General features: G+C 75.0%; 16 protein-coding genes. 7 read left to right on the top strand and 9 right to left on the bottom strand.

Annotated features, from left to right (window positions below; all coding sequences use genetic code 11):
* Positions 1-111 precede the first annotated feature (111 nt).
* From ACI78R_RS12100 to ACI78R_RS12120, 5 genes are all read right to left on the bottom strand, one after another.
* On the bottom strand, positions 112-1,197 hold the full coding sequence (locus tag ACI78R_RS12100) for a hypothetical protein (RefSeq protein ID WP_457040905.1): 1,086 nt from the start codon (positions 1,195-1,197) through the stop codon (positions 112-114).
* Positions 1,198-1,387: 190 nt separating this feature from the next.
* A complete protein-coding gene (sucD, locus tag ACI78R_RS12105; protein WP_073421452.1) occupies positions 1,388-2,266 on the bottom strand; it encodes a succinate--CoA ligase subunit alpha in 879 nt (292 codons plus the stop codon).
* Positions 2,267-2,299: 33 nt separating this feature from the next.
* A complete protein-coding gene (sucC, locus tag ACI78R_RS12110; RefSeq protein ID WP_073421450.1) occupies positions 2,300-3,460 on the bottom strand; it encodes an ADP-forming succinate--CoA ligase subunit beta in 1,161 nt (386 codons plus the stop codon).
* A gap of 104 nt (positions 3,461-3,564) precedes the next feature.
* Positions 3,565-3,924 carry a cobalamin B12-binding domain-containing protein gene (locus ACI78R_RS12115; protein WP_457040906.1) on the bottom strand — a complete coding sequence of 120 codons (360 nt, stop codon included), beginning with the start codon at positions 3,922-3,924 and terminating at the stop codon, positions 3,565-3,567.
* The gene (locus ACI78R_RS12120; RefSeq protein ID WP_457040907.1) at positions 3,921-4,994 is read right to left on the bottom strand and encodes a hypothetical protein; all 1,074 of its coding nucleotides are present in this window, start codon (positions 4,992-4,994) and stop codon (positions 3,921-3,923) included. The genes ACI78R_RS12115 and ACI78R_RS12120 overlap by 4 nt, the downstream gene beginning before the upstream one ends.
* Before the next feature lie 317 nt (positions 4,995-5,311).
* Here ACI78R_RS12120 and ACI78R_RS12125 point away from each other — a divergent pair, with 317 nt between their 5' ends.
* Positions 5,312-6,133: a lipase family alpha/beta hydrolase gene (locus ACI78R_RS12125; protein ID WP_457040908.1), complete on the top strand. Its 822-nt coding sequence runs from the start codon at positions 5,312-5,314 to the stop codon at positions 6,131-6,133.
* Positions 6,134-6,321: 188 nt separating this feature from the next.
* Complete coding sequence (locus ACI78R_RS12130) at positions 6,322-7,227, top strand: M23 family metallopeptidase (protein ID WP_457040909.1); 906 nt, start codon at positions 6,322-6,324, stop codon at positions 7,225-7,227.
* Positions 7,228-7,581: 354 nt separating this feature from the next.
* Here ACI78R_RS12130 and pcrA read toward each other — a convergent pair whose 3' ends face one another.
* The gene (gene pcrA / locus ACI78R_RS12135; protein ID WP_457040910.1) at positions 7,582-9,873 is read right to left on the bottom strand and encodes a DNA helicase PcrA; all 2,292 of its coding nucleotides are present in this window, start codon (positions 9,871-9,873) and stop codon (positions 7,582-7,584) included.
* A 247-nt stretch (positions 9,874-10,120) separates the two neighbouring features.
* Between pcrA and ACI78R_RS12140 the strand changes: the two genes are divergently transcribed.
* The 4 genes from ACI78R_RS12140 (at position 10,121) to ACI78R_RS12155 (ending at position 12,674) form a co-directional block, all read left to right on the top strand.
* A complete protein-coding gene (locus ACI78R_RS12140; RefSeq protein WP_073421445.1) occupies positions 10,121-10,384 on the top strand; it encodes a chorismate mutase in 264 nt (87 codons plus the stop codon).
* Positions 10,385-10,449: 65 nt separating this feature from the next.
* Positions 10,450-11,019: a carboxymuconolactone decarboxylase family protein gene (locus ACI78R_RS12145; protein WP_457040911.1), complete on the top strand. Its 570-nt coding sequence runs from the start codon at positions 10,450-10,452 to the stop codon at positions 11,017-11,019.
* Positions 11,016-11,930, top strand: coding sequence for an RNA polymerase sigma factor SigJ (gene sigJ, locus ACI78R_RS12150; protein WP_457040912.1), 915 nt, complete (start codon positions 11,016-11,018; stop codon positions 11,928-11,930). Before ACI78R_RS12145 ends, sigJ begins: the two co-directional genes overlap by 4 nt.
* Before the next feature lie 9 nt (positions 11,931-11,939).
* A complete protein-coding gene (locus tag ACI78R_RS12155; RefSeq protein ID WP_073421442.1) occupies positions 11,940-12,674 on the top strand; it encodes a PIG-L deacetylase family protein in 735 nt (244 codons plus the stop codon).
* Between the two features lie 52 nt (positions 12,675-12,726).
* Here ACI78R_RS12155 and ACI78R_RS12160 read toward each other — a convergent pair whose 3' ends face one another.
* A complete protein-coding gene (locus tag ACI78R_RS12160) occupies positions 12,727-14,352 on the bottom strand; it encodes a M28 family metallopeptidase (protein ID WP_457040913.1) in 1,626 nt (541 codons plus the stop codon).
* Positions 14,353-14,766: 414 nt separating this feature from the next.
* On the opposite strand from ACI78R_RS12160, the gene ACI78R_RS12165 reads away from it, so the two are divergent.
* Positions 14,767-16,149: an acetamidase/formamidase family protein gene (locus ACI78R_RS12165; protein ID WP_457040914.1), complete on the top strand. Its 1,383-nt coding sequence runs from the start codon at positions 14,767-14,769 to the stop codon at positions 16,147-16,149.
* A 50-nt stretch (positions 16,150-16,199) separates the two neighbouring features.
* Here ACI78R_RS12165 and ACI78R_RS12170 read toward each other — a convergent pair whose 3' ends face one another.
* Together ACI78R_RS12170 and ACI78R_RS12175 are read right to left on the bottom strand one after the other, a co-directional pair.
* Positions 16,200-16,856, bottom strand: coding sequence for a response regulator (locus tag ACI78R_RS12170; RefSeq protein ID WP_073421441.1), 657 nt, complete (start codon positions 16,854-16,856; stop codon positions 16,200-16,202).
* On the bottom strand, positions 16,853-18,175 hold the full coding sequence (locus ACI78R_RS12175; protein ID WP_457040915.1) for an ATP-binding protein: 1,323 nt from the start codon (positions 18,173-18,175) through the stop codon (positions 16,853-16,855). Before ACI78R_RS12175 ends, ACI78R_RS12170 begins: the two co-directional genes overlap by 4 nt.
* Between the last annotated feature and the right edge of the window lie 118 nt (positions 18,176-18,293).

Here is an 18,293-nt window from a genome sequence, read left to right on the forward strand (position 1 = left end):
CGCACGCGCCGGGATCGGGTCCCGGACGCCGCCGAGGGCCGGCGGCGGGTGCCGCCGGCCCTCGTCGGGACGGGTGCGTCCGGGGACGCGGTGCTCGCGTGCGCGCTCAGCTCAGGGCTGGCCCTGGCCCGAGGCGCTCGAGCCGCCGGGCTGCCGGCCCGGGTCGGTGGCCGGGGACGGGGTGGCGGGCTGGGCGCCGTGCTGGCCGTGCTGCTGGCCCGGCTGCGGCTGCCCCCACTGCTGGCCCGGCTGGCCGTAGGGGGCCGGCTGGCCGTACTGCCCCGGCTGGCCGTAGGGCTGGGGCTGCCCGTAGGGCTGCGGCTGCCCGTAGGGCTGCGGCTGCCCGTACGGCTGCGACTGGCCGTAGGGCTGGGGCTGCCCGGAGGACGCGGGCGGGCCGGGGTTGGTGGACGAGCCGTGCTGGCCGAACTCCGGCGCCTGCTGGTTGGCCCACTGGGCGGCCCCGGCGACGGCACCGGGGAGCGCCGGGCGGTTGCGCAGCTCCGGGATCAGCCGCAGGACGGCGACGGCGGTGACCGCGGCGGTCACCAGCAGCGCGAGCAGCCCGACCAGGCTGAACTCCCAGTCGAAGGTCTGGATCCAGGCGATCAGCGTGAGCAGCAGCGCGAGCCCGGCCAGCCCCACGGTGACCCAGCTGCGCGGGAAGCCCAGGCGCAGCTCGGTGACCGCCGGCAGCAGCGCCCAGACGGCCGCCGCCAGCAGCAGGATGAAGCTGAAGGTGACCAGGCCGCTGAACGAGAAGCCGTTCACGTTGTAGTCGGTGGAGAAGTAGCTGTCGTCGAAGTCGATCCACGGCAGGATCGCCAGGACGAGGAACAGCAGCGCACCGGCGGCGACGACGTAGTCGGCCACCTTCAGGCGCTTGAGGTCGAGGCCTGCGCCCGCCGGGCGCGGGGGCTGCCCCCACGGCTGGCCGTAGGGCGGCTGCTGGCCGTACGGGCCCTGGGGCTGCTGGCCGTACGGGGGCTGCCCCTGGGGCGCGCCGTACGGCGGCTGCTGCCCGTAGGGGGACTGCTGGCCGTAGGGCGCCTGCTGCCCGTACGGCTGCTGGCCGTACGCGGGCTGCCCCTGGGGGGCGCCGTACGGCGGCGGCGGCTGCTGCCCGTACCCCGGCTGGCCGCCCGGCCCCGGCTGGCCGGGGCCCCCGGGCTGCTGCGGCGGCTGACTGGACGTCATGGTTCGGCTCTCTCTCGTTCCTGGGTACGGCGTCGCGGATGCTCTCCCCCGCCGTCGCGGGGCTGCAACCCCGCCACGCCCACCCCTCCCCACGAAGGGGCGGGATCGTGACCGGGCCGCGACGGGGCCCCGACGAACGGAACTGCCCCGGCTCCTGGACAGGGGCCGGGGCAGTTCGCGGGGATGGCGGTCAGGCGCCGACGAGCTCCCGCATGAGGCGGGCGGTCTCCGACGGCGTCTTGCCGACGCCGACGCCGGCGGCCTCGAGAGCCTCCTTCTTCGCCTGCGCGGTGCCGGCCGAGCCGGACACGATCGCGCCGGCGTGGCCCATCGTCTTGCCCTCGGGGGCGGTGAAGCCCGCGACGTAGCCGACGACGGGCTTGGTGACGTTGGCCTTGATGAAGTCGGCCGCGCGCTCCTCGGCGTCGCCACCGATCTCGCCGATCATCACGATGGCCTCGGTCTCCGGGTCGTCCTGGAAGGCCTGCAGCGCGTCGATGTGCGTGGTGCCGATGACCGGGTCGCCGCCGATGCCGATGGCGGTGGAGAAACCGATGTCCCGGAGCTCGTACATCATCTGGTAGGTCAGCGTGCCGGACTTGCTGACCAGCCCGATCTTGCCCTGCTGGGTGATGTTGGCCGGGATGATGCCGGCGTTCGAGCGCCCGGGGCTGATCAGGCCCGGGCAGTTCGGGCCGATGATCCGCGTCGAGCTGCCCTGGGCGTGCGCCCAGAAGGCGGTCGAGTCGTGCACCGGGATGCCCTCGGTGATGACGACGGCGAGCCCGATCTGGGCGTCGATCGCCTCGATGACCGCCGCCTTGGCGAACGGCGGGGGCACGAAGATGACGCTGACGTCGGCGCCGGTCTCCTTCATCGCCTCGGCGACGCCGCCGAACACCGGCACGCTGGCGCCCTCGAAGTCGACGCTGGTGCCGGCCTTGCGGGGGTTCACGCCGCCGACGATCGCGGTGCCGGAGGCCAGCATGCGCTGCGTGTGCTTGCTGCCCTCCGAGCCGGTCATGCCCTGGACGATGACCTTGCTGTTCTCGTTGAGGAAGATCGACATCTCTTCAGGTCCTGTCGGGAGTCGGGACGGCGATCAGGCGGCGAGCTCGGCGGCCCGGCGCGCGGCGCCGTCCATCGTGTCGACCACGGTCACCAGCGGGTGGTTGGCCTCGGCGAGGATCCGGCGGCCCTCCTCGACGTTGTTGCCGTCGAGCCGGACGACCAGCGGCTTGGTCGCCTCGTCGCCGAGGATGCCGAGGGCGGAGACGATGCCGTTGGCCACGGCGTCGCAGGCGGTGATCCCGCCGAAGACGTTGACGAAAACGCTCTTCACGGCCGGGTCGGAGAGGATGATCTCCAGGCCGTTGGCCATGACCTCCGCCGAGGCGCCGCCGCCGATGTCGAGGAAGTTGGCCGGCTTGACGCCGCCGAACTCCTCACCGGCGTAGGCGACGACGTCGAGGGTGCTCATGACCAGGCCGGCACCGTTGCCGATGATCCCGACCTCGCCCTCGAGCTTGACGTAGTTGAGGTCCTTCTCCTTGGCGCGCGCCTCGAGCGGGTCGGCGGCGGCGGTGTCCGCGAGCTCGGCGTGCTCGGCGTGCCGGAAGGCGGCGTTCTCGTCGAGGGTGACCTTCGCGTCGAGCGCGAGGACGGTGCCGTCGGGCGCCTTGGCCAGCGGGTTGACCTCGACGAGCGTGGCGTCCTCCTTGCTGAAGACCTCCCACAGCTGCACGGCGATGGCGATCACCTGGTCGCGCACCTCGGGGGCGAACCCGGCGGCGTCGACGATCTCGGCGGCCTTGGCCTCGTCGACGCCCTTGCCGGCGTCGACCGGGATCCGGGCGAGGGCCTCGGGGCGCTCGACGGCGAGCTGCTCGATCTCCATGCCGCCCTCGACGCTGGCCATGGCCAGGAAGGTGCGGTTGGACCGGTCGAGCAGGTAGGAGAAGTAGTACTCCTCGGCGATGTCGCTGGCCTGGGCCACCATCACCTTGTGGGTGACGTGCCCCTTGATGTCCAGCCCGAGGATGTCCTGGGCGCGCGCCTTGGCGTCCTCCGCGTTGTCGGCCAGCTTGACGCCGCCCGCCTTGCCTCGCCCGCCGGTCTTGACCTGCGCCTTGACGACGACGGTCTGCCCGATCTCGCGGGCGATCGCCTCGGCCTGCTCGGGTGTCTCGGCGACGCCGCCGGGGAGCACGGGCACGCCGTGCGAGGCCAGCAGGTCACGCGCCTGGTACTCGAAGAGATCCACGGACAGGCACCGTAGCCCCCGTGAAACCGGCCCGCCGAACCGGCGGTGGGTGCCGTGCGCGGGGTCACACGCTCCCGGGTGGGCCTCCCGGCCGGGCCCGCAGGTCAGGCGCGCCGCAGCGCTGCGACGACGTCGTCGGGCGGGGTGCCGTCGGGGAACCGGAGGACGCCGGCGGGCGGCTCGCCGTCGTCGCCGAGGACGAAGACGGTCACGTCGTCGGCGCCGTCGCCGGCCAGCCGGCCGAGCAGCCCGGCGAGCAGCCGGGGGGACGCGCCGGCGAGGCCGACGGCGTCGGCGTCCTCCTGGACGACGGTGGCGGCCAGCCGGTCCGGCGACGCGGGGACGCCGGTGAGGACGACCTCGGCCCCGGCGTCGCGCAGCGCCCGCGCGAGCGCGACCGCCCGCGGGTCGTCCTGCCCGTCCGGGCCGGCGACGACGACGCGCAGCCGCTCGGCCGGGGTCACGCGGCGGCGCGGCGCAGCCGCCAGGCCAGCACGGTGAGCAGCGCGTAGCCCAGGCCGGCGGCGAGCAGGCCGGCGCCGGGGACCGTCCACTCGAGGTCGTCGGAGGTGACGGCGTCGCGCAGGCCCGCGAGGGCGGCGGCGAGCACGGTCACCGCGACGGCCAGCAGGCCGCCGACGGCGGCCAGCCGCGGGCGCAGCGAGGGCGCGAGCACCGAGGCGAGGACGACGGCGCCGGCGAGCAGCAGGCCGCCGAGGAGGGCGAGGCCGGGCCGCTCGAGCAGCGCCTGCGGCCCCTGCTGCTCGACGACGACCTCGAGGCCGGTGGAGGGGTCGTCGACGAGCCGGTCGGGGACGTCGGCGGCGGGCAGCGCCAGGCACAGCACGGTGAGGACGCCGAGCAGCACCGCGGCGCCGGCGAGCCCGGGGCGGGCGGGGTCGAGCGCGCCGCGGTCCTCCATGACGGTGCGGCCCCACGACGCGGCGGCGAGGGCGCCGGCGAGCACGGTCAGGGCGAGCGCGGCGACCGAGAGCCACCAGCCGGCGCCGGTGGTCACGGAGCTGGTGAGCACCCGCTCCCCCGCGAGCACCTCGATGCCCGGGCGCACGGTGGAGCTGCTGCCGCGGTAGACCTCGATGAGCAGCGAGCCCAGGGCCAGCGCGCCGCCGACCCCGGCGTAGGCCAGCCCCAGGCGCGGCACGCGGCCCGCAGCGAGGCCCGCACCGACGGCGATCGACGCCACCGGGACGAGCAGGCCCACGAGGACGGCGCCGAGGCCGCGGCCGAGGACGAGCTCCTGCCCGCCGACGACGAGGTAGGTCGGGAACAGCGCGGCGATCCCGGCCAGGCCGGCCAGCACGAGCGCGACACCGGCGGCGCGGGCGACCGGCGGGACGTCGCCGACCACCAGCCCGTCGGCGGGGACGGGGGCGGCGGGGGTGCGCGGCGTCCGGCGGTCCCCGGCGGGCCGGTTGCCGGTGCCGCGCCGTCCGGGGCCGGCGGCGGAGGCGGCGCGCCGGGCGGTGGCGCCGCGCGTGCGGTCGTCACGGGCGGAGCGGTCGCGGCCGGCCACGGTTCCCCCTTCGTCGCGATCCGATCGTCGCCCTGTGATCGTCGCGGTCGTGTCATCGCGTCTTCGTCGAGATGTGTTGCGATCCGGCCTCGATCTCGTCGAGACGCGGCGCTCGTCGTGTGACCGTGGCCACACACGGGCATTACCGTCAGGTGAACGGAGCACAGCAGTGGCGCTCCGGCCGCCGACGGGACCCAGGTCCCTGGACCAGGCCGGTGGCCGACAGACGGGAGGACCTGTCCATGCGCACGACCGGCTATCGGGGGCCCGGTCCAGAGTCGCACACGGGCGAGGTCTCCTCCGGGACGCCACGGGGCGTGCTGCGGGCACTGGCGACGCCGGCCACGGTGACCGGCGGCATCGCCGAGCTGGCCTGGGTCGGCGCCCACGTGCTCATGTACCCGCTCGGCACGCGCACCGAGGCGCTGCGTCCCGACGTCCGCTGCCGCCCGGGCGAGCAGTCGCCGTCGGTCCGGGCCCTGTTCGCCGCCGACCCCCTGGCCGCCCGCATCCCGGTGCTGCTGGTGCACGGCCTGGTCGACAACCGCTCGATCTTCACCCTGATGCGCCGCGGCCTGCGCCGGCGCGGCTTCGCGCAGGTGTGCACCTGGAACTACAGCCCGCTCCTCGGCGACGTGGCCGAGGGCGCCCGTGACCTCGGCGAGCACGTCGAGCGGATCTGTGCGCAGACCGGGCACGACCGGGTGCACGTCGTCGGGCACAGCCTGGGCGGCCTCATCGCCCGCCACTACGTCCAGCTGCAGGGGGGCGGGCGGCGCGTGGAGTCGCTGACGACGCTGGGCACCCCGCACGGCGGGTCGGTGCTGGCCCACCTGCTGCCGACGCCGATGGTCCGCCAGCTCCGCCCGGGGTCGGCGGTGCTCGAGGAGCTCGCCGCGCCCGCGCCGCACTGGGACACTCGGATGACCGCCGTCTACAGCGACCTCGACCAGCTGGTCATCCCCACGCGCAACGGCCGGTGCGACCACCCCGACCTGCGGGCGCGCAACGTGCTCGTGCGGGGCCTCGGGCACATGACGCTGCCGTTCTCCCGGGTCGTCGTCGACGAGGTCGCGGCCACCCTCGCCGGCCTGCGCCCCGTCGCGACGCCGATGGACGTCCCGGCCGCCGTCGCCTGACCGGTCACCCTCGGGAGACATGGCGACACGCAACGTCGCCTACCGCGGTACGGACTGACGGAACGTTACGGTCCGATCACGGCGCCGGTACCCACCGGCGGGCGCCCACCGGGCGCCTCCACCGCCGTCGCTCCCCCGACGGACCGCTGCACCTCGTGGTCCCGGGAGCGGAGACGAAGGGGATCTGCGTGACCGCGCTCCTCGAGCCTGCCGCCGGCCGCGCGTCGGCCGAGCTGGAGGCGACCGGCCGCATCCCGGGCCTGCGCCCGGTGGCCGCGGTGCCGCCGCCGCGGACGGCGTCCGTCCCGGCCGTGTCCCCCGCGACCGCCTCCGCTCCTGCCGTTCCCGCCCCGGCCGCGCCAGCAGCCGCTCCCGCCACCGCGGCGCCGGCCGCCGAGCCCGCTGCTGGGCCCGCCCGGTCCGCCGAGCCGGCCGCTCGCCTCGTCGTCCGCCGTCCTCCCGGCCGCCGCGGCGGCATGTGGCTCGGCGCGCTGGTCGCCGGTGCGCTCGTGGCCGCCGTCCCGACCTTCACCGGCAACGAGCCGCAGCCGGTCACCGCGAGCGCCGCCGACTACGGCCTGGGCGCCGCCGACATCGGCTTCTCCGGCGGCCTCGACGAGGCCGGCGCCCGCCGCGGGATCACCGAGGCCGAGGCCGCCGTCCGGCTGTCCGAGCTGGCCGCCTCCCGCGCGGCCCGCGAGCCGGAGACCGTGCTGCCGACGTCGGGCCGGATGACCACCTGCTTCTGCCAGCGCTGGGGCTCCATGCACTGGGGCCTCGACCTCGCCGCCCCGCTGGGCACGCCGATCTACTCGGCCACCGACGGCGTGGTGCTGCGTGCCGGGCGCGCGTCCGGCTACGGCAACGCCGTCTACATCCAGGACGCCGACGGCAACGTGCACATCTACGGGCACATGCGCTACTACGACGTCTCGGCCGGCGACATCGTGCACGCCGGCGACCAGATTGCGAAGGTCGGCAACGAGGGCCAGTCGACCGGGCCGCACCTGCACTACGAGATCCACCGCGGCGGCATGACCGGCCGCCCGATCGATCCCGAGGAGTGGCTCGCCGACCGCGGCGTCGCCATCTGACCCGGAGTGCCGGCGTTCCTCGCGGATCGCCGGTCCTGCAGCACCCGCAACGCCCCGGGAACACCGGCAATCCGCTGTTCCTGGGTCGTTGCCCGTGGCACTCCTGCGGTGCCGTTGCCGCTCTCGCGGCCTCGCACCACCGCACGAGCGTGGCCAGGACCGCAGGAGCCCCGCGGGCGTGCGGCCGCGGGACCCGTTGCCGGTGTTCCTCGCGGATCGCCGGCCCTGCAGCACCCGCAACGCCCCAGGAACGCCGGCACTGCGCCGCTCCTGGGGCGTTGCCCGCGCCCCCGGGGCCCCGCAGGACCCCGGGAGGACGAGGGACACCCCAGGAGGTGCGGCGGACGCCCGCCGCTAGAGCTTGACGAGCGGGGCGTAGCGCAGGACGAGGCGCTTGGTGCCGCCGGAGCCGAAGTCGACCGTGGCCTGCGCCTTCTCCCCCACGCCGTTGACCTCGACGACGGTGCCCAGGCCGAACGCGTCGTGGCTGACCCGGTCGCCGACCTCCACGGAGATCACCGCACGATTGCCGCGACCGCCCCGCAGGCCGCCGGTGGACAGCCCCGTGGCAGCCACCCGCTGCTGCGCGGACCCGGTGCTCGGCGCCGGCGTCGGGTCGGTGCGCGCCCAGTGGACGGTGTCGCCCGGCAGCTCGTCGAGGAACCGCGACGGCGGGTTGTAGGCCGGCTGGCCCCAGCTAATGCGCACCGTGGCGCGGGAGAGGAACAGCCGCTGCTGCGCCCGCGTGATGCCCACGTAGGCCAGCCGGCGCTCCTCCTCCAGCTCCTTGGGGTCGCCGAGCGCGCGCAGGTGCGGGAAGACGCCGTCCTCCAGCGCGGTGAGGAAGACGACCGGGAACTCCAGGCCCTTGGCGGTGTGCAGCGTCATCAGCGTGACGACGCCGGCCTCGTCGCCGGTGACGGGCACCTGGTCGGCGTCGGCCACCAGCGAGACCTGCTCGAGGAAGTCGGTGACCGTGCCGCCGGGGTTGGTGGCCTCGAACTCGGCGGCCACCGAGATGAGCTCGTTGAGGTTGTCGACGCGGCCCTCGTCCTGCGGGTCGGTGCTGGCCTCGAGCTCGGCGAGGTAGCCGGTGCGGTCGAGGATGCTCTCCAGCAACGCGGCCGGCCCGGAGCCGGTCTCCACGAGCTGCTCGAACTCCTCCAGCAGCGTCACGAACTCCTGCAGCGCCTTGAGCGAGCGCGGCGCCAGGGTGGTGATCTCCCCGCACCGGCGCAGCGCCGTCGCGAACGCGATCCGCTCCCGGTCGGCGAACTGCTCGACGCAGGACTCCGCCTTGTCGCCGATGCCGCGCTTGGGCGTGTTGATCACGCGGCGCAGGCTGACGACGTCGGCCGGGTTGGCGACCACCTTCAAGTAGGCCAGCGCGTCGCGGACCTCCTTGCGCTCGTAGAAGCGCACCCCGCCGACGACCTTGTAGGGCATGCCGACGCGGATGAACACCTCCTCGAACACCCGGGAGGCGTTGTTGGTCCGGTAGAAGACGGCGATGTCGGCGGGCCGGGCCTTCCCCTCGTCGACCAGCGCGTCGATCTGCTCGGCGACCCAGGCGGCCTCGTCGTGCTCGTTCTCGGCGACGTAGCCCTCGATCAGCTCGCCGTCACCGGCGTCGGTCCACAGGTTCTTGGGACGGCGGCCGGTGTTCTTCGCGATGACGGTGTTCGCGGCCTTGAGGATGCGCTGCGTGGAGCGGTAGTTCTGCTCCAGCAGGATCGTGGTGGCCTGCGGGTAGTCGCGCTCGAACTCGTCGATGTTGCGGATCGTGGCGCCGCGGAAGGCGTAGATCGACTGGTCGGCGTCACCGACGACGCACAGCTCGCCGGGCGGGACCGGCCCCTCCCCCGTGCCGACCAGCTCGCGCACCAGGACGTACTGGGCGTGGTTGGTGTCCTGGTACTCGTCGACCAGGACGTGCCGGAACCGGCGCCGGTAGTGCTCGGCGACGTCGGGGAAGGCCTGCAGCAGGTTGACCGTCGTCATGATCAGGTCGTCGAAGTCCAGCGCGTGCGCCTCGCGCAGCCGCCGCTGGTAGAGCGTGTAGGCCTCCTTGAGCACCTTCTCCGGCGCCGTCTGGGGGTCGAACGACTCCTCGTCGACGAGCTCGTTCTTCAGGTTCGACACCTGGGCGGTGAGGCTGCGGCCGGGGTAGCGCTTGGCGTCGAGGTCGAGGTCGCGCGCGACCATCGTCATGAGCCGGACCGAGTCGCCCTGGTCGTAGATCGTGAACGACGACTTGAGGCCGAGCTTGGCCGCCTCGGCGCGCAGGATGCGCACGCACATCGAGTGGAACGTGGACACCCACATGGCGCGGGCGCGCGGCCCGACGAGCTGGGCCACCCGCTCCTTCATCTCACCGGCGGCCTTGTTGGTGAACGTGATCGCCAGGACCTCGCCGGGCTGCACGCCGCGCGCGCCGAGGAGGTAGGCGATGCGGTGGGCCAGCACGCGGGTCTTGCCCGATCCGGCGCCGGCCACGATGAGCAGCGGGCCGCCCTCGTGGACGACGGCCTGGCGCTGGGGACCGTTGAGTCCGGCCAGCATGCGGTCCAGTTCCCGGCCGGCCGAGCCGGGAGCGGAACGCTGGAGCGCGGCGGTTCCGGGGAGGGCCTGCTGCACGCTGCTCATAGCCACACCACTGTAGTTCGACCGGGTGACGGTCCCGGCCGCCGTCGGACCCCCTGGGGACGGGGACCGGCGTGTGTCACACTCGACGACGTGCTGCTCGCCACCGTCAGCTTTTACTACGGGCACCGGGTTCCGGTGTCCGTAGCCGCTGGCTGAGCAGCCGCCGCGACGAACGCCCCGGGCCCGAGGAGCCCGGGGCGTCTCTCGTTCCCGGGCCCGGAGGCTCCCGCCCCGCCAGGAGACCGAGATGAACGCCACCAGCACCCCCGCCGACGAGCGCATCGCCGAGCTGCGCGGGGAGATCGACGCCTGCGACGCCGAGCTCATCCGGCTCGTGCAGCGCCGCCTCGCCGTGTCGCAGGAGATCGGGCAGCTGCGCCGGGACTCCGGCGGCACCCGGCTCTCGCTCGCCCGCGAGCAGCAGGTCATCGCCCGCTTCCAGGACGCCCTGGGTGCCGACGGCGCCGCGCTCGGGATGATGCTGCTCCGCCAGGGGCGCGGCCGCCTCTAGCGCCGGTGTCACGGATCGGCCGGCTGCGTCGTCCGGAGGGCATGCCCCGACGAGAGGACGCCGCCGTGACCGGGACCCGCACCGCCCGCATCCCGCTCGACCCGCCGCGCACGCTGCTCACCCGCGTCGTGGACCTGTACTCGCGCCGCCGGTACGGCGCGCGCCTGCAGCCCGCCGCCGCGATGGGCCACCACCCGCGCCTGCTGCTCACCGAGCTGCGGCACGAGCAGGCCCTCGCCCGGTGGGACCGGCTCGACCCGACGCTCAAGGCGCTGGCCGTCATGTCGTCGGCGGTCACCATCGGCTGCTCGTGGTGCGTGGACTTCGGGTACTGGGTGAGCACGCAGGACGGCGTCGACCCGGCCAAGGTGCGCGCCGTGCCCTCGTGGCGCACGAGCGACGCGCTCACCGACCGCGAAGGGCGGGTCGTCGAGTACGCCGAGGCGATGAGCACCACGCCGCCCGGCGTCACCGACGGGATGGTGGAGGCGCTGCGACGCGAGCTGGGCGAGGCGGCGCTGGTCGAGCTGACGATGATGGTCGCCGTGGAGAACAGCCGGTCGCGGTTCAACGCCGCGATGGGGCTGCACAGCCAGGGCTTCCGCGATCGCTGCGACGTCCCGGCCGGGACGTGACCGACCCGCTGCCGCCGTTCGACGCCGCCCGGCGGCTGCTGTTCGGCGTCGCCTACCAGATGCTGGGCAGCGTCGCCGACGCCGAGGACACCGTGCAGGACGCCTGGCTGCGCTGGTCGGCGGCCGACCGGGGCGACGTCGCCGACCCGCGCGCCTGGCTGGTGCGGACGACGACCCGCCTGGCGCTCGACCGGCTGACCTCCGCCCGGGCCCGCCGCGAGACCTACGTCGGCCCGTGGCTGCCCGAGCCGCTGCTCACCGGCGGGGCGCTTCCCTCCACGGGGTCCGCCACGGCGCCCGACCCGGCCGACGAGGTGGCGCTCGGCGAGCAGGTGTCGCTGGCGCTGCTCGTCGTCCTGGAGACGCTCTCCCCCGCCGAGCGGGCCGTCTTCGTGCTCCGCGAGGTGTTCGGCCTGCCGGCGGCCGAGGTGGCCGCGGCGCTCGGCCGCTCGGAGGCCGCCGTCCGGCAGCTCGCCCACCGGGCACGCGAGCACGTCGAGGCCCGGCGCCCCCGGTTCGACGCCGACCGCCGCGCCCACCGCGAGGTGACCGAGCGCTTCCTCGCCGCGTGCCTCGGGGGCGACGTCGGCGCGCTGCTGGCGGCCCTCGCCCCCGGCGCCGTGCTGGTCACGGACGGCGGCGGGCGGTCCAAGGCGGCGCTGCGGCCGATCACCGGCGGGGACAAGGTGGCCCGCTTCCTGGCCGCGGTCGCCTCCGGCGGGGCGGCGCTGCCCGGGCTGCGGATGGAGCTGGCCGACGTCAACGGCCTGCCGGGCGTGGCGGCGTGGACCGACGGCGGGCCGTTCGTGGCGGTGTCGCTGGGCGTCGCCGACGGGCTCGTGCAGCAGGTCCTCGTGGTGCTCAACCCCGACAAGCTGTCCGGACTGGGGGCCGGTGCGGCCCCCGCATAGGCTCCGCCGGTGACCGCACCGCCGCCCCGCAGGCCCGCCGAGCACGTCGAGCGCGCCCTCTGCGTGCTCGCCCACCCCGACGACGTCGACTTCGGCAGCGCCGGGACGGTGGCCACCTGGGCCGCCGCGGGCACCGAGGTGACCTACCTGATCGTCACCGACGGCGACGCCGGCGGCTTCGACGACACCCCGCGCGACCGGATGGGCCCGCTGCGCCGCGAGGAGCAGACGGCGGCGGCCAAGGCGGTCGGCGTCACCGACGTCCGCTTCCTCGGCTACCCCGACGGCCGGCTCGAGCTGACCCTCGACCTGCGCCGCGACATCTCCCGGGTGATCCGGCAGGTGCGGCCGCAGCGGGTGCTCACCAGCTCGCCCGAGCGGTACTACGAGCGGATCGGCGCCAGCCACCCCGACCACATGACGGTGGGCGAGTCGACGCTGCGCGCCGTCTACCCCGACGCCCGCAACCCGTTCGCCTTCCCCGAGCTGCTGGGCGAGGAGGGGCTGGAGGCGTGGACGGTGTCGGAGGTGTGGCTGGGCGCCAGCCCGCGCGCCGACCACGCCGTCGACGTGACCGACGTCGTCGAGCTCAAGTTCGCGGCGCTCAAGAGCCACGTGTCGCAGGTCGGCCACCTCGACGACCTGGAGGCCTTCGTCACCGGGTGGATGGCGCAGAATGCCCGCACGCACGGCCTCCCGGACGGCCGGCTCGCCGAGACCTTCCACGTGGTGCACACCGCCTGAGGACGCGGACGGGGCCGGCCCCCGGAGGAGCCGGCCCCGCAGCGATCAGGGATCAGGCGACAGCGCCGTGGGAGTGGTCCAGCCCGCCGCCTCCGTCCTCCGCGAAGGTGCCCTGCGGACCGGCCGGCGCCGGCAGCGTGAACGGCCGGCCCGGGACCTGCTTGCCGACGACGCCGTTCACGCTCTCCGTGGAGTAGGCGAACGTGAGCATCGCGAAGGCGATCAGGTCGCTGTTGACGTCGAGCGCGAACCAGTCGAGGTTCTCGAACGTGTCACAGGCCTCGTGGTAGCACGGGTCGAACTGCTCCCCGGCCGTGCCGCCCCAGATGGCCGCCTGCTCCTCGGTCTTGATGACCTCGGCCCCGGTGAACAGGCCGCTCGACGGGATGCCCTCGGCGATGAACGCCTCGTAGTCGCTCCGGCCCGAGAACTCGGTGTCGTCGTAGGGCTGCCCGATCGCCGTGTAGTACGACTCGTAGACGTCCTCGATGGCCGCCGAGCCCGGCGGGACGGGGACCGGAGCCGGGAACGTCGACTCGTCGGCGTCGTAGACCATGAAGACGTAGTTCGGCGAGCCGACCATGTCGTAGTTCATGTACAGCGCGATCCGGTCCCGCTCGGCCTCCGGCAGGCCCGCGACGTAGTCGGCCGACCCCACCAGGCCCTGCTCCTCCGCGGCCCACCAGGCGAACCGCAGCGTGTTCTCGGGGCGGAGGTTGGCCATCATCAGCGCCGTCTCGAGGAGCGCGGCCGAGCCGGAACCGTTGTCGTTGATGCCCGGCCCCTCGATCACGCTGTCGAGGTGGGCCCCGGCCATGACCACGTTGTCCGTGTTCTTCCCGGGCAGCTCGGCGATGACGTTGTGGTCGGTCCGGGTCTCGGCGGGCAGGACCTCCACGAAGGCGGTCGCCCCCTCCTCGGCCAGGGCGAGACCGTCCGCGAAGCTGGCGCCGACGACCGGGATGCCGTGGGTGACCGGCCCGGGCGCACCCGGGATCGGCTCGTCCACGCTCGTGGCGTCGGCGACGACCAGCTCTTCCCGCTCCGGGGTGTTGCCCTGGTTGAAGACGATCACGGCCTCGGCGCCGGCCTGCTCCGCGTAGTAGGCCTTGGTGCCGAAGAAGCACGTCCCGCGCTGGACGAGCGCGATGTCGGCGTCGCCGCTCCAGTCGACCCCGGCGAAGTCCTCCGGCTCGCACCCGCTGGTGGAGACCGCGTCCTCGCCCGTCTCCAAGCTGATGTCGATCGGGACGACCTGGCCCTCCACCTCACCGGACCCGCTGCCGGTGAAGACGCCGGTCTCGTACTCGGCCTGGACCGGGGTGAGCTGCCGCAGGACGGCGGGGAAGTTGAAGGTGATCTCGACCGGGTCGAGGGTGACCTCGTAGCCCGCCTCCTCGAGCAGCCCCGAGACGTACTCGACGCTGTCCGCGTACCCGTCGGTGCCGGCGGCCCGGGTGCCCGGGTAGACCGGGTCGGTGCTGTTGTCGGCGATCTTCTGGAGCTCCTCCATGTGCTCGAGGACGCCGCCGACCGTCACGCAGTGCAGCAGCTTCTCGTAGGTGTTGTTGCTGCGGTTCTCGCACCCACCACCGTGGCCTCCACCGTGGCCTCCACCGTGGCCGCCACCGCCGCCCGGGGCCGCGACCGCGGCGGTCGCCGGCAGCGTCAACGCCACCAGCAGCCCTCCCGCGCCCGCCGCCAGGGCCCTGGTGCCGGTCCTCGTGGATCTCGTTCGGCGATCTGCCATCCCGTGTCCCCTCGTCGGGCCCGCCGGCGTGGTGGCCGGCGGGCGCGTACCGGTCCCCCGATCGGGTGAGGATGGCCCGGCGCCCAGGGGACGTACAGGGAACGCCCAGGATCCGTGTGATCCAGGACACACACTCCGGCGGGACGTGACTCCTCGTGGGCGGACGGAGACGTTCCGGTTTCCTCGTCCTCCCGGCCTGGGAGCGCGTCCCCCGTGGTCGCCAGGTGACGTTCCGCAGCGGGCACGCGCCCCCGAAACGGGGCCGACACGGGCGGCACGGGGCCGCAACACGGGGTCCGTAGACCGGCGGGGACCGACCGCCCGCAGCACCCGGAGGACCCCGTGAGCGACATCCCGCAGCAGCCGACCGGCCCGGATCCCGCGACCGCCGCGGCCGTCGTGGAGCGCGCCCTCGGCCGGCGGGCCTTCGTCCAGGCGGCGCTCGCCACCGCCGCCCTCGGCGCCGGACTCGCCGCGGCCGGGCCGGCGAGCGCGACGCCGGGCGGGCGGAGCCGGCTGCCCGGAGAGGTCCTGCAGCCGGGACGCGGACCGGTGGACGGCGACGTCTACCTGCCCTCCCGGGTCGAGGAGGTCCTCTGGGGATACCTCCCGCGCACCACCGACGCGCCGGTCCTCCGGGTCGCCTCCGGCCGCACCGTCACGGTGGACACCGTGAGCCACGAGGGCATCCTCGAGGACCAGGGCCGCGACCCGGTCGGCTGGTTCGCGGCGCGGGGTGTGCCACGTGACCAGGTCCTCGACGACGCGGTGGCCATCGCCGCGGGATACGCCCGTCACCCCCGCGACTTCGACGCCGACGGCCCGCACGTCGTCACGGGGCCCGTGTACGTGGAGGGCGCCCGGCCCGGCGACGTCCTCAAGATCGAGCCGCTCACGGCCCTGCCGCGGGTCCCCTACGGCGTCGTCTCCAGCCGCCACGGCAAGGGCGCGCTCGCCCGGCAGCTGGCCACCCCGGCGGGCGGGATCACCGAGGCGGAGGTCATGCCGCCGGTCGGGACCGACGGACGCGCCACCGGGGACCCGACCCGCTACGGCAACGTCTCGGTGTTCACCCCCGTCGCCCGGGGACGGGGTGGGGTCCTCCGGGCGTCGCTGCCGGTGGGCACCGGCGGGAACCGGGTCTCCTGGCCGGTCGACTGCTTCCCCGGGCTCATGGCGGTGGCCACCGTCGCGGACGCGCCCGCGCCGAACGACCCGCTGGTCAACTCCATCCCGCCGACGCGAGGCGGCGGGAACATCGACATCCGGCGGCTCACCGTCGGCTCGGCGTTCTACGTGCCGGTGGTCGCCGAGGGCGCGTTGTTCTCCGTCGGCGACCCGCACATGTCGATGGGCCACGGCGAGGTCGCGCTCACCGCGCTGGAGGGGTCACTGCGGCTGACCTTCCGGCTGACCGTCTGCCGGCCGGGCTCCGGGGACGCGCCGTCGGTGGCCTTCCGGTACCCCTTCGGCGAGAGCCCCGACGCCTGGCTGCCCATCGGCCTGTCCGACCCCGACGGCTACCGGGACGGGCAGTTCGTCGACCTCGACGTCGCCGCCCGCCGCGCGGTCGTCAACGCCCTCGACTTCCTCGAGCACGACCGGGGGATGGACCGGTCGGTGGCGTACGCGTACCTCTCGGCGGCCGCGGACTTCGAGGTGTCCCAGGTCGTCGACCGCACCGTGGGCGTCCACGGCGTCATCTACAAGGACCACTTCGCCTGACGCCGCGGGGCCCGCGCACCCGGGGCGTCCGGGTGCGCGGGTCCCGCCCGTCAGAGCAGGCGGTTGGTGGCGGCCCAGCGGGTGAGCTCGTTGCGGTTGGACAGCTGGAGCTTGCGCAGCACGTTCGAGGCGTGCGACTCCACCGTCTTCACCGAGATGAACAGCCGTGAGCCGATCTCCCGGTAGGTGTAGCCGCGGGCGAGCAGCTGCATGACCTCGCGCTCCCGCGCGCTGAGCAGGTCCAGGCCGGGGTCGGTGGCCGGGTCCTCCGGCTGCGGGGCCGACGGCGAGCTGGCGGCGAAGGCGTCGAGCACGAACCCGGCCAGCCGGGGGCTGAAGACGACGTCGCCGTCGGCCACGCGCTGCACCGCGGACACCAGGTCGGGGCCGGAGATGGTCTTCGTGACGTATCCCCGGGCGCCCGCGCGGATCACCGCGATGACGTCCTCGGCGGCGTCGGACACCGACAGCGCCAGCCAGCGCACGTCCGGCAGCTCGCCGCGCAGCGCCTCGAGCACCGCGCGCCCACCACCACCGGGCAGGTGGACGTCGAGCAGCACGACGTCGGGCGCCGCGGCGCGGATGCCGGCGATCGCCGAGTCGGCGTCGGCGGCCTCGCCGACGACCGTGACCGAGTCGCCGAGCTCGTGCCGGACGCCGGCCCGGACCATCGCGTGGTCGTCGACGAGGTAGACCCGGACGGTCACGCGGCGGCCTCGCGCGGCAGCACGAGCTCGACCTCGGTGCCCTCACCGGGCGCGGACCGCACGGTCGCCGTGCCGCCCAGCCGAGTGATCCGCCCGGTGACCGAGTCGCGCAGCCCGCGCCGGTCGACCGGGACGGCGGCCGGGTCGAAGCCGGCGCCGCGGTCGCGGACGAACACCGACACCTGACCCGCCGTGACCTCGGTGTAGAGGTCGGCGGAGGTCACGCCGGAGTGCTTCGCCGCGTTGACCAGCGCCTCGCGGGTGGCGGCCCCGAGGGCGGCGAGGGCGTCGTCGACGGGCGCGTCACCCACGACGACGGGGTCGACGGTGAGCGCGTGGTCGCCCTCCACCTCGGTGATCATCTCCGAGACCAGCGCCGCCCAGGTGCCGCCGGCCGCCGTCCGCGGCTCGTACAGCCACGTGCGCAGCTCGCGCTCCTGGCTGCGGGCGAGACGGGCGACGGCCTGCTGGTCGTCGGCGTGCCGCTGGATCAGCGCGAGGGTCTGCAGCACCGAGTCGTGCAGGTGCGCGGCGACGGCGGCCCGCTCCTCCGAGCGGATGCGGGCGGTGCGCTCGTCCTCGCGGGAGTCCAGCAGCCGGCGCCAGAACGGGGCGGTGGCCAGCAGGATGCCGGCGAGGATGACGACCGTCGCGACGAAGCCGTTGCGCGCGTTGGCCAGCTGCCCGGTGGTGGCCAGCAGGAGCACCAGCCCGAGCGCGGCGAGCGCGGCGCCACCGGCGAGCACCCAGCGGACGCCGGGGCGGGTGAGCGTCCGGTCGGTGTCCAGCTGCCGCCAGATGACCGCCAGGCCGCCGCCGACCAGCAGCAGCGGCGCGATGAGGTCGTTGTTGCCCCAGGTGGCGAGGTTGGTGACCAGCACCAGGGCGCCGAGGCCGACGAACGCGAGCCCCAGCGTCTGCCGCCGGCTGGGCTGCGCGGCCTGCGCCGGGTCCACCTCGCCGAGCGGCACGAAGAACCACAGCAGGACGTAGGCGACGACGCCGATGCCGGTCATCGCCAGCGCCACGAACAGGGCGCGCACCACCAGCGGGTCCGCGCGCAGGTGGTGCGCGGTGCCGGCGGCGACGCCGGCGAGCATGCGGCCCGACCGGGGCCGGACCAGCGGCGGCCGCTCGGGCTGCGCGGGCGCCGCCGGGGACACCGTCAGCAGCGGTGCCGGCGCGGCGGCCGGGTCCGGCGCGGGGGTCGGTACCGGCGCCGGGGCCGGCACGCCGGCCGGTGGCTGCGCGGCGGCCGCGGCCGGCACGCCCGCCGGCGGCTGCACACCGACCGGGAGCCCGCCCACGGAGGTCGGCACGGTCCTCGTCACGGTGCGATCGTCGCACCGCGCGGGCCGCTCCCGGTACCGGGAAGACCCCGGACGGGCAGGACCAGGGTCGGATGGGGGCCTTCCCCGATGCCCCGCGGACGGCCCG

It is taken from the genome of Geodermatophilus sp. SYSU D01106, from assembly GCF_054049995.1.

Coding starts and splice junctions, on each gene's coding strand:
- ACI78R_RS12100 (WP_457040905.1), bottom strand. CDS start 1,197: ATGACGTCCAGTCAGCCGCCGCAGCAGCCCGGGGGCCCCGGCCAGCCG.
- sucD (WP_073421452.1), bottom strand. CDS start 2,266: ATGTCGATCTTCCTCAACGAGAACAGCAAGGTCATCGTCCAGGGCATG.
- pcrA (WP_457040910.1), bottom strand. CDS start 9,873: ATGAGCAGCGTGCAGCAGGCCCTCCCCGGAACCGCCGCGCTCCAGCGT.
- ACI78R_RS12140 (WP_073421445.1), top strand. CDS start 10,121: ATGAACGCCACCAGCACCCCCGCCGACGAGCGCATCGCCGAGCTGCGC.